The organism is Cobetia sp. MM1IDA2H-1 (assembly GCF_002916775.2).
GTDB lineage: Bacteria > Pseudomonadota > Gammaproteobacteria > Pseudomonadales > Halomonadaceae > Cobetia > Cobetia marina.
In genome coordinates this window covers 16871-30969 of sequence record NZ_CM133225.1, presented here as the reverse complement: position 1 = coordinate 30969, position 14099 = coordinate 16871, and the positions used below count along the sequence as shown (strand labels likewise).

11 protein-coding genes and 1 pseudogene are annotated in these 14099 nt (G+C 64.0%); 6 read left to right on the top strand and 6 right to left on the bottom strand.

From position 1 onward, the window contains the following. Positions 1 to 7 precede the first annotated feature (7 nt). Positions 8 to 736: a 5-formyltetrahydrofolate cyclo-ligase gene (locus BOH68_RS00125; RefSeq protein WP_077379688.1), complete on the top strand. Its 729-nt coding sequence runs from the start codon at positions 8 to 10 to the stop codon at positions 734 to 736. Between the two features lie 673 nt (positions 737 to 1409). On the opposite strand, the pseudogene ilvA reads toward BOH68_RS00125, so the two are convergent. Then, positions 1410 to 2945: pseudogene (gene ilvA / locus BOH68_RS00120) on the bottom strand (threonine ammonia-lyase, biosynthetic); the annotation flags it as partial. A gap of 256 nt (positions 2946 to 3201) precedes the next feature. Between ilvA and rpiA the strand changes: the two are divergent. Further along, positions 3202 to 3873: a ribose-5-phosphate isomerase RpiA gene (gene rpiA / locus BOH68_RS00115; RefSeq protein WP_077379692.1), complete on the top strand. Its 672-nt coding sequence runs from the start codon at positions 3202 to 3204 to the stop codon at positions 3871 to 3873. Positions 3874 to 3886: 13 nt separating this feature from the next. After that, positions 3887 to 4594 (top strand): DUF3157 family protein, encoded by a 708-nt coding sequence (locus tag BOH68_RS00110; protein WP_170877494.1) that lies wholly within the window; start codon positions 3887 to 3889, stop codon positions 4592 to 4594. A gap of 119 nt (positions 4595 to 4713) precedes the next feature. Here BOH68_RS00110 and BOH68_RS00105 read toward each other — a convergent pair whose 3' ends face one another. Both BOH68_RS00105 and BOH68_RS00100 read right to left on the bottom strand, forming a co-directional pair. After that, complete coding sequence (locus BOH68_RS00105) at positions 4714 to 5568, bottom strand: outer membrane protein OmpK (RefSeq protein WP_077379697.1); 855 nt, start codon at positions 5566 to 5568, stop codon at positions 4714 to 4716. Between the two features lie 279 nt (positions 5569 to 5847). Beyond that, positions 5848 to 7116: a NupC/NupG family nucleoside CNT transporter gene (locus BOH68_RS00100; protein ID WP_077379699.1), complete on the bottom strand. Its 1269-nt coding sequence runs from the start codon at positions 7114 to 7116 to the stop codon at positions 5848 to 5850. 307 nt (positions 7117 to 7423) lie between these two features. Between BOH68_RS00100 and BOH68_RS00095 the strand changes: the two genes are divergently transcribed. Further along, positions 7424 to 8200 (top strand): DeoR/GlpR family DNA-binding transcription regulator, encoded by a 777-nt coding sequence (locus BOH68_RS00095; protein WP_077379702.1) that lies wholly within the window; start codon positions 7424 to 7426, stop codon positions 8198 to 8200. Positions 8201 to 8377: 177 nt separating this feature from the next. On the opposite strand, the gene waaA is transcribed toward BOH68_RS00095, so the two are convergent. The 3 genes from waaA to BOH68_RS00080 are packed head-to-tail and all read right to left on the bottom strand — an operon-like array spanning position 8378 to position 12296. Further along, on the bottom strand, positions 8378 to 9700 hold the full coding sequence (gene waaA / locus BOH68_RS00090; RefSeq protein WP_077379704.1) for a lipid IV(A) 3-deoxy-D-manno-octulosonic acid transferase: 1323 nt from the start codon (positions 9698 to 9700) through the stop codon (positions 8378 to 8380). Between the two features lie 2 nt (positions 9701 to 9702). Further along, the gene (gene hldE, locus BOH68_RS00085) at positions 9703 to 11133 is read right to left on the bottom strand and encodes a bifunctional D-glycero-beta-D-manno-heptose-7-phosphate kinase/D-glycero-beta-D-manno-heptose 1-phosphate adenylyltransferase HldE (RefSeq protein ID WP_077379706.1); all 1431 of its coding nucleotides are present in this window, start codon (positions 11131 to 11133) and stop codon (positions 9703 to 9705) included. Further along, complete coding sequence (locus BOH68_RS00080; protein WP_077379708.1) at positions 11133 to 12296, bottom strand: glycosyltransferase family 9 protein; 1164 nt, start codon at positions 12294 to 12296, stop codon at positions 11133 to 11135. The genes hldE and BOH68_RS00080 overlap by 1 nt, the downstream gene beginning before the upstream one ends. On the opposite strand from BOH68_RS00080, the gene BOH68_RS00075 reads away from it, so the two are divergent. Then, on the top strand, positions 12295 to 13083 hold the full coding sequence (locus BOH68_RS00075; protein ID WP_077379710.1) for a 3-deoxy-D-manno-octulosonic acid kinase: 789 nt from the start codon (positions 12295 to 12297) through the stop codon (positions 13081 to 13083). The two genes, BOH68_RS00080 and BOH68_RS00075, sit on opposite strands and share 2 nt — an antisense overlap. Before the next feature lie 156 nt (positions 13084 to 13239). After that, entirely contained in the window at positions 13240 to 14097 is an 858-nt protein-coding gene (locus BOH68_RS00070; RefSeq protein ID WP_077379712.1) for a glycosyltransferase family 2 protein, read from the top strand. Positions 14098 to 14099 lie beyond the last annotated feature (2 nt).

The following is a 14099-nucleotide window of genomic DNA, read 5'->3' as shown; positions in this document are numbered from 1 at the left end:
GTCAGGCATGCTCAAACCCCCTGCGGCTCGCGCCGCCCTCGCGAATCACTATTCGCCTCCCTCGCTTTCACGTGATGTCACGCTCTGGCCATTGTCCAGCGAGCTTGATCACCCCGCTGCGGATCGCCGCGCCCTGAGGCGCTTGCTACGCCAACGGCGACGCCAGTTGACGGCCCCCGAGCGCCGTAATGCCGAGCAGGCCCTGTTGCGACGACTGAAGCGTCTGCCGGAACTGCTGCGTGCCCGGGACATCGCCCTGTACCTGCCCAATGATGGCGAGATCGACGCCACCCGTCTGTGCCGATGGCTGCAACGTCGGGGAGCACGCGTCTATCTACCGGTCCTGCGACCCTTCGCGGTCAACTCACTCTGGTTCGTCCGCTACGACGACCATACCCCACTGGTGAGCAATCGCTTCGGCATCGCCGAACCTGACACGCGCTTCGGAGCCCACAAGGGCCGACGCCTGCCGGCCTGGGCATTGGATATCGTGCTGATGCCGCTGGTGGGGTTCGATGAGGCTGGCGCACGGATCGGCATGGGGGGCGGTTTCTATGACCGCAGCTTCGCCTTCACCCGTCGCGCCGGGCCAAGACCGAGGTTGATCGGCCTCGCCCATCACTGTCAGAAGGTGCCGGCCTTGCCGGTACAAGCCTGGGACATACCGCTGGATGCCATCGTCAGTGATCGCGAGATCGTGCGTCCAGGCCGCAGGCATGGGAACGCATCGTCATGATGCTCACGCAGGGGCAGTCACGCACGGGCGGTCAACGGCGCCAGCATGTCGCGGGCGTGCTCGGACTTGAGGGGGAGCAGACGTGCCTGGAGATCAAGGAGAAGAGCGGGAGGGAAAGGGGGGCAGAAAGGCAGAGCGCGAGAACGACTCTCCCTCTGAAAACGCCACTGCCGCCCGAAGGCGGCAGTGCACGATTCAGGAACCCATGACGGTCTGGGCGTAGCCGGTGGCGACGACACCAATCCCGAAAATGAATACCAGGGCCATGACCAGATCGGGCTTGCGTTTCATGAGAGCGGGCTTCTTCTTATATCGTCAGTGGCTTTCGCGTGACGGTTGTCGATGACTGTCTTCCTGACAGTGCCCACGATGATAGGCATCTGACCTGCGTATGACAATCACCATGCAGCCGTATGAATGAACGTTTTTCCACGCTTGCATTTCGCGCTGCAGGCGAGGGCTGGCAAGGCCTGGAGGGAAAACAACGTTCGATATCTCTGACGCCCCACCTGAGTACAAGTCATCAGTCATGCCATTCACCATCATGACGAGAAAAGCCCCTGCTCTCAGACGAGAACAGGGGCTTTTTCATACTGCCAATCATGAATGCCATCCGCCTGATGCCCACTTGATTCAGAGCGACCTCATCCAGGTAGGCGAGGCATGGCCGACATCATGACAGGAAAAGGCGATAGGCCGGATTGTCGCTTTCCTTCCAGAAGCGATAGCCGATCTCCGCGAAATACTTCTCGACCTCGGCGCGATCCCCATTGGGCACCTGCATGCCGATCAGGACTCGCCCATGGGACGCGCCGTGATTGCGATAGTGGAACAGCGAGATGTTCCAGTCCGCAGGCAGATGGGTCAGGAAGTTCATCAGGGCACCAGGACGTTCCGGGAACTCGAAGCGATAGACCTCCTCCTCGAGGTCGCTGCTGGTGCGCCCCCCGACCAGATGACGCGTGTGCAGCTTGGCCAGCTCGTTGTCGGTGAGATCCTCCACCGCGTAGCCCGCCTCACGCAGCTTCTCGACCACCGCTGCGCGGTCTTCCCCGCCCGGCTTGACCTGGACACCGACGAAGACGTGCGCCTCCTCCGGATTGGCATAGCGGTAGTTGAACTCGGTGACCATGCGCTTGCCGATCACCTTGCAGAACTGCTTGTAGGCCCCGGGGCGCTCCGGCAAGGTGACCGCCAGAATGGCTTCCCGCTGCTCGCCGAGCTCGGTGCGCTCGGCGATATGCTGCAGGCGATCGAAGTTGGTATTGGCCCCGGAGTTGATGCAGACCAGCGTCTGCCCTTCCGCGCCAGTCTGCTGGATGTACTTCTTGAGGCCCGCCAGCGACAGAGCGCCGCTGGTCTCTGACACGGCGCGCGTGTCCTCGAAGATATCCTTGACCGCCGCGCACATCTCATCGGTATTGACGGTGATCACTTCATCGACGGTATGGCGGATGATCTCGAACGGCGCCTCGCCGATCTGCGCCACGGCCACTCCCTCGGCGAACACGCCGACCTGGTCCAGCACCACACGCTCGCCGGCCTCCATGGCCGCCTTGAGGCAGGCCGCATCCTCAGCCTCGACACCGATGACACGAATGTCCGGGCGCAGATACTTCACGTAGGCCGCGACACCGGCAATCAGGCCACCGCCGCCCACCGGCACGAAGATCGCATCGATCTTGCCCGGGTGCTGACGCAGGATCTCCATGCCCACCGTCCCCTGCCCGGCGATCACGTCCGGGTCATCGAAGGGCGGAATGAAGGTGTAGCCATGCTCTTGCATCAATGCCTGGGCATGCGCGAGCGCCTCGGGAAAGGCATCGCCCTTGAGCACCACGCGTGCGCCGCGTTCACGCACCGCCTGCACCTTGATCTCCGGCGTGATGCGCGGCATGACGATGACGGCCTTCACGCCCATCAGCTTGGCTGCCATCGCCAGCCCCTGGGCATGGTTGCCCGCCGAGGCGGCAATCACGCCACAGGCCTTCTGCTCATCGCTCAGCTGCGCCATCTTGTTGTAGGCGCCGCGAATCTTGAAGGAGTAGACGGGCTGCAGGTCTTCCCGCTTGATGAAGATCTGGTTGCTGAAACGACGTGACAGCATCGGGGCTGACGAGAGCGGGGTTTCATGGGCGGCTTCATAGACACGAGCCGACAGGATTTTCTTGACGTAGTGTTCGAGCATTATAGGAATGTCCTGATGTGTCGCAGCGCGGGCCGCATGGGTGCGACCGAACCCCCATTGTTATCAGACCGCCGGCGAGAGCGTCCAGCGCCATCGCGACGTTTGCCGTTATAATGTGGCGTTTTCTCGCGTTGCGTCGCCCGACTCGCTTCCTGTCTGCGCTTCTGGTTGCCGTGCAGCAGCATGAGGCACAGACACATCGGGATACGCGCCAGGCACCCTTGCCGACGCGATGACCGCCACTCTCCACCCCTGCCCCACCGACCCGAGGTATGACATGACCCAGGATGAGCTGAAGCAAGCCGTGGCCCGCGCTGCCCTTGATGAGATCCGCCCGCTGCTGAACCGCGACACCATCATCGGCGTCGGCACCGGCTCCACCGCCAACCTGTTCATCGATGCTCTGGCGGAGGTTCGCCACGACTTTGCCGGCGCCGTCGCCAGCTCCGAAGCCACTGCCCAGCGCCTCAAGGGCCACGGCATCGACGTCTACGAGCTCAACCATGTGGGCACCGTGCCGGTGTACGTGGATGGTGCCGACGAGATCGACCCGCGTCTGGCGATGATCAAGGGCGGTGGTGCGGCGCTGACCCGCGAGAAGATCGTCGCGGCCTGCGCTGAGCGTTTCGTGTGCATCGCCGATGGCTCGAAGCAGGTCGACATCCTCGGTGGCTTCCCGCTGCCGGTGGAAGTCATTCCGATGGCACGTTCCTACGTCGCGCGCGAACTGGTCAAGCTGGGCGCGGACCCGGTCTATCGTGAAGGCGTTCTGACGGACAACGGCAACCGCATCCTCGATTGCTACAACTTCCTGATCGAAGACCCGATCACCATGGAAGCCCGCATCAATGCCATCGTCGGCGTCGTCACCAATGGTCTGTTCGCCGCCCGTGGCGCCGATGTGCTGCTGGTCGGTCGCGAGACAGGTGTCGAGCGCATCACTGCCTGAGGAGGCTCGCCTGATGACATGGAAAATCACGCGCCACCTTGGCACCCGAGGCCTGTCGCTTCTGGCCGCTGCACTGCTCAGCCCGGTGCTGATGGCAGACAGCCTGCCGATCAGCTCTCCGACGACCATCACGCTGGATAATGGCGTCAAGGTGCTGCTCAAGCCGGACCACAGCTGGGAGTATCTGCTGGAAGTCTCCGACGAGCAGAGCCCACGCTCGACGCTCGGCAGCGCGACGATACCCACCTCGTCCGCCCTGCCGGTGGTACCCGCGAATACGCCTGCCGCTGGCGATGCAGGGCAACCAGTGCCGGCCCGCGCCAACGTCTCTGCCCCGGCTCCGGCTCCGGCCCAGGCACGCCTCAATGCCAGCGCACTGGCCAATCCGACGCTGCTGAGCGAGGGACATCGTGATGGGGTCGTCGCACGACTGACCGCCGTGGACATCGACGATGGCGACGCCGTGCTGCGCTTCGAGATCCAGAACACCGCCGGGCAGAACGTCATCGCCACCCGGGCAAGACTGCGTCTATATGGCGACGATGGCCGTCTGCTGGCGACGCGCGAGGCGCCGCTGTGGGTCGGCGAGTATCGGCTGCCCGAGACCTACCTGCGCCCCGGCCAGACCCGTGAGGGACGCAGCGTGCGCATCGCCCTGCCGGACGGCAGCTGGTCCCGCCAGCTGGTGCGCGTAGAAGTCAGCGAGGTCGAGTTCCGCTGATCACCAGGTGTCAGCTTCCAGGTGTCAGATGCCAGAGCAGCCAGACGAAAAACGGGAAGCCCTGAGGGGCTTCCCGTTTCTGTTTGCGCGCCGGTCGCTCATCGAGAGCGAAGCGGTGATCAGAACTTGTAGTTGATGCTGAAGTAGTTGCCGAAGCCGGTGGTGTCCTGACGCACGCCGGTGGCGGTGGAGCCATCGGTGAAGAACGCCATGTTGTTGTAGTACTTCAGGCCGTAACCCACCGCGAAACGCTGGGTGTGGTAGTAGATGCCGTTGAACCACTCCATGCTGTTGATGCTGCGACCGTCCTGGCTGCCCACTTCATCGGCATCGAACTTGTAGTCCAGATAGCCCTGATAGGCGATGAAGCTACCGTCCTCGAAGTTGACGAACGGCTTGAACCAGTTGGTGGACGCCATGTAGCCGTCCCACTTGCTCTCGTCTTCACCGCCGTAGTTCTCACGCACGTAGCGGGCGTAGAGGTTGAAGCCCATCTTGCCGAACCATGGCACCTGCACATCGCTGCCCAGACCGACATAGTGCTCCCACAGACCGCCGAATGCGCCGTTGTCACCGATGTTGGTGACGGTGGCGATGTAAAGCTCGTCCACCGGGCCGAAGGACAGGTCGTGACCGGTCATGGCGTCCAGCGAGAAGCGCGGGGCCAGCTTGGCGAAGAAGTTGTCGCCGCCATTGAGGTCATCCGAGCTGTCATCGAAGATGTCGAAGAAATCGACATAGCCGTAGAGATCGACGATGCCCGAACGGCCACCGAATTCCATTTCCAGATAGGTATCTTCACTGTTGCGGAACGGCAGACGGTTGTCCTCGCTGCGCATCAGATTGAAGGTCAGCCACTTGTAGTCATTGGCGTGGATGTCGCCATTGAAATCGGTGGCCTGGGCTGGCGCGGCAGCCGTCAGGAGGGTAGTGGCGGCCAGTGCACTGGCCGCGACGGTCTTGAGCATAGTCATCGCGAAATGATCCTGTCTTGAGTAATCAACTGTTCTGAATTGTTGTGGTTATTGCCCGTCATGAACGACGTCTGCCATCAGCGTCGCCCCATGCCGCCCGCTTCGTCGTCGGGCTGCGCCGGATTTGCAAAGGGCGCGATGTTAGCACTTCCTCGCAAAAACGATAGGGCGACGTTTGGCGGATTTCCCTGTCACCAACGGCCGGTTTGTGAACATTTACACACCGAAGGCGACACCTCTTCGAATCGCCCATCCACTGTGAGATGGGCGACATCCCGATCAGGCCGCCAGCGCCAGGAAGAAGCCGGCGATCGCTGCCGACATCAGATTGGAAAGCGTACCGGCCAGTACCGCCTTGAGACCCAGGCTGGCGATCTCATGCCGGCGCGTCGGGGCCAGGCTGCCCAACCCGCCGAGCAGGATGGCGATGGACGACAGGTTGGCGAAGCCGCACAGCGCGAAGGACAGCACGGCCATGGTGTAGGGCGTCATCACCGCACCCGTGGCAGCCACGAGACTGTCGCCACTCAGGTAGGGCGCCAGATTGATGTAGGCGACGAACTCGTTCACCACCAGCTTCTGACCGATGAAGGACCCCGCCAGCGTCGCCTCGCTCCATGGCACGCCCAGCAGGAAGGCCAACGGCGCGAAGAGCCAGCCGAGAATCATGTCGAGACTCAGGGTGTCCATGCCGAACCAGCCGCCGACGCCACCGAGAATGCCGTTGATCAGCCCGATCAAGGCGATGAAGGCCAGCAGCATCGCGCCGACATTGGCGGCCAGTTTCAGGCCGGAAGACGCACCGGATGCCGCAGCGTCCAGTACGTTGGACGGTGCGTCGTCATCCTTGAGCGAGGCATCCGCCACGGCGATCGAGTCATCCGGCTTGTCAGTCTCCGGGAACAGAAGCTTGGCAAACAGCAAGCCGCCGGGCGCTGCCATGAAGGACGCCGCCACCAGATACTCCATCGGGATGCCCAGCGCCGCGTAGCCACCCAGTACGGAGCCGGCGACGGATGCCAGACCACCACACATCACGGCGAACAGCTCGGAACGCGTCATGCTCGCCAGATAGGGCTTGACCACCAGCGGTGCCTCCGTCTGTCCGACGAAGATGTTGGCGGTCGCGGAGAGGGATTCCGTGCGCGACGTTCCCAGCACGCGCTGCAGGCCGCCCCCCAGCAGGCGAATCACCCACTGCATGATGCCGAGGTAGTAGAGCACCGCGATCAGCGACGAGAAGAAGATGATGATCGGCAGCACCTTGATGGCGAAGATGAAGCCGACACCGCTGCCCGGATTGGCCAGACTGCCGAACAGGAAGCTGATGCCTTGATCGGCATAATTGACGACCTGACTGACGGCGCCTGAGACACCGGCCAGCACACCCTGGCCGAAGGAGGTGTAGAGCACGAAGGCACCGATGGCCAACTGGATGGCAAAGGCGCCCCCGACGGTGCGCAGGCGGATGGCGCGTCGATTCGATGACAACGCCACGGCGATGAGGATGAGCGATGCCATCCCGACCAGACTCATGAGGGGATTCATTGGGAAGGTCCTGATGTGTTCTTGTGCTTGTTATGGAATGCGCTTGTGCGCGATGTCACCGCGATTCTCAACGGGACACGGTGTTATGATTTTTTCTCAGCATGTTAAAAGAGTCACAAACTGACCAAGGAGTCAATGCAAACGCTTGAGCGATTCGGGCCTTGCTTTCCTGCAACGCCCGCGCGGATCTCTCGCGCGAGAAAAGTTATCCCTGCCAGTCAGTGAGTTATCATCACACCATGACCCGAGGGCATGTTGGCTTCTCCAACGCTTTCTCACCGCCATCGGCAAAAAAGGACCCTGCCGCATGAACAACCAAAGCGCTGCACGCCTTGACCGCTTGCAGGCCATCCTGCGCGAGGGCAGCCCACTGCAGCTCAGCGACGCCGCGCAGCTCTGCGGCGTGTCCGAGATGACGATTCGCCGTGATGTCACTCACAGCAACGGGCTGTTGGAGATACTGGGGGGACGCCTGCTGCTGGCGGAATCTTCCGCCAGCAGCGTCTATCGCCTCGACCGCGAGATCGATGCCAGCGCTCCTATCAAGCAAGCGTTGTGCCAGCGACTGGCCAGTCACATCGAGGACGGCGATACCCTGTACGTGGATTGCGGGACGACCCTGGTCCACCTGGCCGCGGCACTGGATCGTCAGATGACACTGACCCTGGTGACCTGCGCCCTGAATGTCGCCAATGCCGTCGGCCACCTGCCCGGCGTGCGACTGGTCATGCTGGGCGGACTGTTTCATCCGGCCACCCAGTCCTTTACCGCCACCGACATGCCGGAAGCCATTCGCCGTCTGGGCATCAACAAGGCATTTCTCTCGGCCGGTGGCGTGCACGCCGAGCGCGGCGTCAGCTGCTTCCACTTCCATGAGGTGGCGGCCAAGCAGGCCGCGCTGGAAAGCGCCATGCAGCGCTTCCTGATCATCGATGCCCGCAAGTTCGAGATGGTACGCCCGGCCTTCATCGCGCCACTGGAAAGCTTCGATGTGGTAATCAGCAATGCCAGCGCCGCAGCGCGCGATTGCCTGGAGGGTCTGGATGCCGACATGGGCGTGACGGCGCAACTCATCGAGTGCTGAGACAGGGCCTGCGCTTCGGTGAGTGAGCACTGACCTCGCCCCACGCGAGGTCCATACGCAGAAACGCCGCACGATGGTGCGGCGTTTCTGCGCATGATCTTCCCATTGATGCCCCAGTGGCGTGCATCCCCCACGACCGAAATCGGCATGGCGAGATCACCTCCGTCTCTCGTCGGCTCAGCTCGGCAACAGGTCTTCCAGCTGCTGCAGTGTCCCTGCCAGCGCCCCGCGATTGCGGGCTACCCGTTCACGCGCCGCCTGCCCTGCCCGTTGGCGCTGCGATTCATCTTCCAGCAGGGTGTTGACGGCCTCGGCCAGCGCCTCGGCATCATCGACGACCTGCAGAGCTCCTTCCGCCGTCATCACCTCGGCGATCTCACTGAAGTTCTCAAGCGATGGGCCACTCAACAGTGGCAGCCCAAGCGCGGCCGGTTCGAGCAGATTATGCCCGCCGATGGGCACCAGGCTGCCGCCGATGAAGGCGACATCGCTCGCCGCATACAGGGCGAGCAGCTCGCCCAGGCTATCGCCGACCAGCACCGACAGACGGCTCTGCTCGAGGCGGCTTTCCGCATGCATGTGGCTGCGACGCAGGCAGGTTTCCCCGCGTGACTCACACCAGCTCGCACTCTGTGCGGCGACCGTCTCGAAGCGTTGCGGATGGCGCGGCACCAGCAGCAGCAAGGCATCAGGATGCCGAGCACGCACGGCTGCGTGGGCGTCCAGCATCAGGGCATCTTCCCCCTCGTGTGTCGAGGCGGCGATCCACACCCGCCGCCCCTGGAACTGCTCGCGCAGTCCCTTGCCTGCCGCGACGGCCTGTGGCGATATCTCGAGCTCGAACTTGAGTGAACCGACCGTCTTCCCCCGAGCCGCAGGAAGCCCAAGCGCGATGAAACGCTCGAGATCTTCCGGCGCCTTGGCCGTCAGCGCGCTCACCTGCGACAACGTCTCGCGCATCAAGGCCCCGACCTTGCGGTAGCGTGTGAAGGCGCGCGGTGACAGCCGCGCATTGACCACGCTCACGGGTATCCTCTGGCGCGCACAGCTTGCGATCAGATTCGGCCACAGCTCGGTTTCCACCAGCACGACCAGGGCCGGCCGCAGGCGAGACACGAAGCGACGTGCGCTGCAGGGAAAGTCCAGTGGCAGATAATGATGCCGCGCAGGGGCAAGTTCTGACGAGCCTTCCGGGGTATGCAGCAGACGCGCCGCCTGGGCAGCCCCCGTCGCGGTCATGGTGGTCACGATCAGCGGGCGGAGGGGATAGCGGCGCCGCAGCGCCTCGATGGCGCTGGCCATCATGACCATCTCGCCCAACGAGGCCGCATGCAGCCAGATGGGACGCTCGCGGTCCGGCACGGCGGCAGGCGTGGCAGGGAGGATGCCCAGCCGCTCCAGGCGCGAGTGCCGATCATCGTGCTCGCGCCAGACCCGCTGCCAGATGAGGGGAGACAGCAGGGTCAGTGCGGTGCTGTAGAGGCCACGGGCAAGGCTCACGCCTAGTCCTCGCGATCAAGAATGGTGGCGATCATCGCCGTGGTGGAGACGCCATCCTCGAAACCGAGCACACGCACCTCGCCACCGTTGGCGATCACCGCCTCGCCCCCGGCGATCTCTTCGGGACGATAGTCACCGCCCTTGACCAGCACATCCGGCAGCACGGCCTCAATCAGGCGTGCCGGGGTGTCTTCGCTGAAGGGCACGACCCAGGCGACCGCGCCGAGGCCCGCCAGCACCTGCATGCGACGCAGTACCGGGTTGATCGGACGCGTCGGCCCCTTGAGGCGTGCCACCGAGGCATCGTCATTGACCGCCACGATCAGACGGTCGCCCTGACGTGCCGCCTCCTGCAGGTAGGCCACATGACCGGCATGCAGGATGTCGAAGCAGCCATTGGTCATCACCACGCGCTCGCCGCGTGCCTGAGCGGCCTTCACTGCCGGGATGAGCGCGGACTCCTGGATCACGCCGAATTCCGCCAGCTTGTCACCATGCAGTGCGGTGTAGAGCTCCGCGACCGACAGGGTCGCGGTGCCCGGCTTGGCGACGACGAGGCCTGCGGCCAGATTGGCCAGCATCACGGCCTCCGGGAAGGCATGGCCAGCCGCCAGCGCCAGACCCAGCACGCCGATCACGGTGTCACCGGCACCGGTGACGTCATAGACCTCACGCGCATGCGTCGGCAGATGCAGCGGCTGATGGCCCTCGCGGATCAGGGTCATGCCCTTCTCGCTACGCGTCACCAGCAGAGCTTCCAGCTCGAGCTCGGCACGCAGCGCCTCACCCTTCTCGGCCAGTTCCTCATCGCTGCGGCATGGCCCGACGATGGTCTCGAATTCGGTCAGATTGGGCGTGATGATGCTGGCGCCACGATAGCGCGAGAAATCACTGCCCTTGGGGTCGACCAGCACGCGCTTGCCCGCCGCGCGCGCCGCGGCGATCAGCACCTCGACCTGATTCAGCGAGCCCTTGCCGTAGTCGGAGAGAATCATCACGCCGCTGGCCCCCAGCTCGGCCTCGACATGGCGCACCAGCGCGCTGGTATCCACCTCGTGCAGCGGCTCCTCGAAATCAAGGCGCAGCAGCTGCTGATTGCGGCTCATCACGCGCAGCTTGGTGATGGTCGGCACGCTGTCACTGGCCTGGAAGCGCGTGATGACATTGGCGTTTTCCAGTGCGCGGGTCAGGATGGCGGCGTTGTCATCCTGACCGACCACACCGGCGAGAGTGGCATGCGCACCGAGCGACGCGATGTTGAGCGCGACGTTGGCGGCACCGCCCGGGCGGTCTTCACTCTCGCCGACGCGCACCACCGGCACCGGGGCTTCCGGCGAGATGCGTGAGGTGCCACCGTGCCAGTAGCGGTCGAGCATCACATCACCCACGACCAGCAGGCGAGCCTGTTCAAGCGCAGTCAGATCAAGCTTCATCAGGCGTCTCCGCGTGCAGAGGGAAATTCAGAAGAAGAGGTGTCAGTAGACGAGACAGCCGCGACCGGCAGACGTTCGCAACTCTGGCCGCGAATGACGCCATCGGTGTCCGCCAGCAGCTCAGCGAGGCGCGCGATGACATCCTCGGCGCGGATCAGGCTCATGGCGTCCTGATGGCGTACGCGCTGGCCCCAGTGGATCTCGTCCATCTGCTTGTGCAGATAGGTTTCCACCGCATCCGGATAGCGATTGACCACCAGATGCTGCCAGCAATAGGGCGCCGCACGCTCGGGGTTGGTGGTGGCGTACAGGCCGATCACCGGTGTATTGAGCGCATTGCCCATATGCACGGGGCCGGAGTCCGGCGCGATCACCGCGACGGCGCGATCGATCAGCGCCAGCAGGCCCTTGAGCGAGGTACCACCGATGGCATCGATGACCGCGCCTTCACTGACCAGCGCCTTGATGCGCGCGCCCATCTCGCGTTCCTGCGGGCTGCCGCCGCCGGTCATCACGCTGCGGATGCCGTATTGCTGCCAGGCATGATCGACGACCGCCGCATAGCCCTCGGCCGACCAGTTGCGGAAGTTGCGCAGGCGCGGATTGGCACACGGACTGATGACCAGATAGGGCGCTTCACCGGTCACGCGCGCCGCCTCACCATAGGCCTCGGGCGGCACATCGAGACGCCAGTCGAGCCGGCAGTCCTCGACACCCAGGGCACGTGCGAAGTCCATGAACGACTCCAGCACGTGAGCGCGCTCGCGCGGGGCCAGCTGATGGGAGGTAAAGAGGTACTGCCAGTCCTTGGCGCGCGCACGGTCGTAACCGATGCGCACTCGGGCCTTGAGGCCCAACGACAGAGCGCTGGCCCGCAGCGCCTGCTGCATGTGCAACAGCACATCGAAGTGCGTGTCCTTGAGCTGACGCCAGATGGCGCGCATGCCCGCAAGGCCGGTGGACTTGTCGTAGACCACGAACTCGACCCCGGTCAGGCCGGACAGTAGACTGTGCTCCCCCTTGCCGACGATCCAGGTAATGCGGGCCTCAGGCCACTGACGCTGCAAGGCGCGTACCGTTGGCACAAGATTGCAGACATCGCCGAGAGCGGAGAGCCGGAGCACGCAGATATGTGCGGGCTGGGCAGGGAGAGGATGCTTCATGCGGATGGCAGTTTTCCGAAATGAGAATGCCCACATTCTATATGATGGCGAAACAGCGCCACAAATGACGCCGGACTGGTTCATGCCATCGTTCTGGCGCGAACACGGCGCCGTGACCGGCGAAGCACCGGGGCGCGGGGCGAGTCTGTTCCTCGATGTCTGTCGTTTGCCCGCTGAGCTGCACCCCGTCCATGCCACTGGCGCCCCGGCTCAACGCTGGGCGCTGCGCCCCTATCGACGCGGGGGGCTGATCGCGAAGATCGCTCGTCAGCGCTACCTCTACACCGGCCTTGAGCGCACCCGCGCCTTCGCCGAGCTGCGCCTGACGGAAATGCTACATCGCCAGGGGCTGCCGGTGCCAGAGCCGGTCGGCGCCTGCGTATGGCGGCATGGCCTGAGCTACGAGGCCGCCCTGATCACGGTACTGATTCCCGGCGCGCGCGCCTTCGCCGATGATCTGATCGCCCTCGAAGCACAGCGTCTTCCTGCCGGGGCCGACCTGCCCGATTCCCTGCTGACAGTGCTGGAGACGACAGGCCGCGCCATTCGCGCCGTACATGACGCCGGGCTCGAGCATGTCGATCTCAACGCACGCAACCTGCTGGTCAATGAAGGCGGACGCGTCTACGTGATCGATCTCGATCGCTGCCAGCTGCATGACGAGGCTCCCGCCGACGCACGCTGGCGCGAGAACAACCTCTCACGCCTGGGGCGCTCGCTGGCGCGCTTCACGCCGACACATCATGCGGCGTGCCTGGCCGCCATTCGCAGCGCCTATCACGCCTGACGCTTCAGCGTATCGCCCTGCAGGCATCGGTGCCCATGCAGTGTACGATAGCGACATGAATCGTCGGCAGGCGCATCATCCGATTCCCGCCTGCCACTGCGTCCCATCGGCGCCTGTCACACACGTGAGCCAGGCGCTCTCAAGACAGAGACCGTCATGAATCCGAGCGACGAGGTCCCGGCCGTCACCCCGACCGCCCCTCCTTCCGATGGCAAGCTGCGCACCGCCGTGCCCATCACCGGCTGCGTCATCACTCTCAATGAAGCCCACAACATCGAGGACTGCCTGCGCTCGCTGGCCCAGGTCTGCGATGAGCTGATCGTGGTCGATTCCGGCTCCACGGATGCCACCTGCGAGCTGGCGCGCGCCATGGGCGCCGTGGTGATCGACCAGCCCTACCTGGGCGACGGGCCGCAGAAGAATGTCGGACCGAGCCATGCCAGCCACCGCTGGGTGCTGTCACTGGACGCCGATGAACGCCTGACCGACGGGGCCGTCAGCGCCATCCGTGAACTGGCACTCGACAGCACGCCACATGATGGCTTCGCCCTGCGGCGTCGCAACTTCATCGGCTCGCGCTGGGTGCGCCATGCCGGCTGGTATCCCGACTACTGCCTGCGCCTGTATGACCGCGAGAAGCTCGCCTTCCGCGATTCGCGCCAGCACAGCTCCGTCCAGGCCAGCCACCCCTGCGAGCTGGATGCGGACCTCGAGCATTACAGCTTCGCCAATCTGGGTGAGCTGTTCGTCAAGGCCAGTGGCCGCTTCTCGAATCGCGCCGCCAAGATCATGTATCAGAAGGGAAAACGCGCCAACGCCTTCACGCCCTTCCTGCATGCCAGCAATGCCTTCATGCGCAAGTTCGTCTTCCAGGCCGGCTTCCGCGATGGCGTCGATGGCTTCTCGGTGGCGCTGTCCGCCAGCGTCAATGCCTACCTGAAATACGCCAAGCTGCTGGAATTCCAGCGCGACGCCAAGGTGCGTGAGGCGGAAGACTTCAACAAGGTATGGTGACC

Excerpts from the sequence above, each read along its gene's own strand:
- BOH68_RS00125 (WP_077379688.1), top strand. The coding sequence starts at position 8 with ATGCTCAAACCCCCTGCGGCTCGCGCCGCCCTCGCGAATCACTATTCG.
- rpiA (WP_077379692.1), top strand. The coding sequence starts at position 3,202 with ATGACCCAGGATGAGCTGAAGCAAGCCGTGGCCCGCGCTGCCCTTGAT.
- BOH68_RS00110 (WP_170877494.1), top strand. The coding sequence starts at position 3,887 with ATGACATGGAAAATCACGCGCCACCTTGGCACCCGAGGCCTGTCGCTT.
- BOH68_RS00105 (WP_077379697.1), bottom strand. The coding sequence starts at position 5,568 with ATGACTATGCTCAAGACCGTCGCGGCCAGTGCACTGGCCGCCACTACC.
- BOH68_RS00100 (WP_077379699.1), bottom strand. The coding sequence starts at position 7,116 with ATGAATCCCCTCATGAGTCTGGTCGGGATGGCATCGCTCATCCTCATC.
- BOH68_RS00095 (WP_077379702.1), top strand. The coding sequence starts at position 7,424 with ATGAACAACCAAAGCGCTGCACGCCTTGACCGCTTGCAGGCCATCCTG.
- hldE (WP_077379706.1), bottom strand. The coding sequence starts at position 11,133 with ATGAAGCTTGATCTGACTGCGCTTGAACAGGCTCGCCTGCTGGTCGTG.
- BOH68_RS00075 (WP_077379710.1), top strand. The coding sequence starts at position 12,295 with ATGCGGATGGCAGTTTTCCGAAATGAGAATGCCCACATTCTATATGAT.
- BOH68_RS00080 (WP_077379708.1), bottom strand. The coding sequence starts at position 12,296 with ATGAAGCATCCTCTCCCTGCCCAGCCCGCACATATCTGCGTGCTCCGG.
- BOH68_RS00070 (WP_077379712.1), top strand. The coding sequence starts at position 13,240 with ATGAATCCGAGCGACGAGGTCCCGGCCGTCACCCCGACCGCCCCTCCT.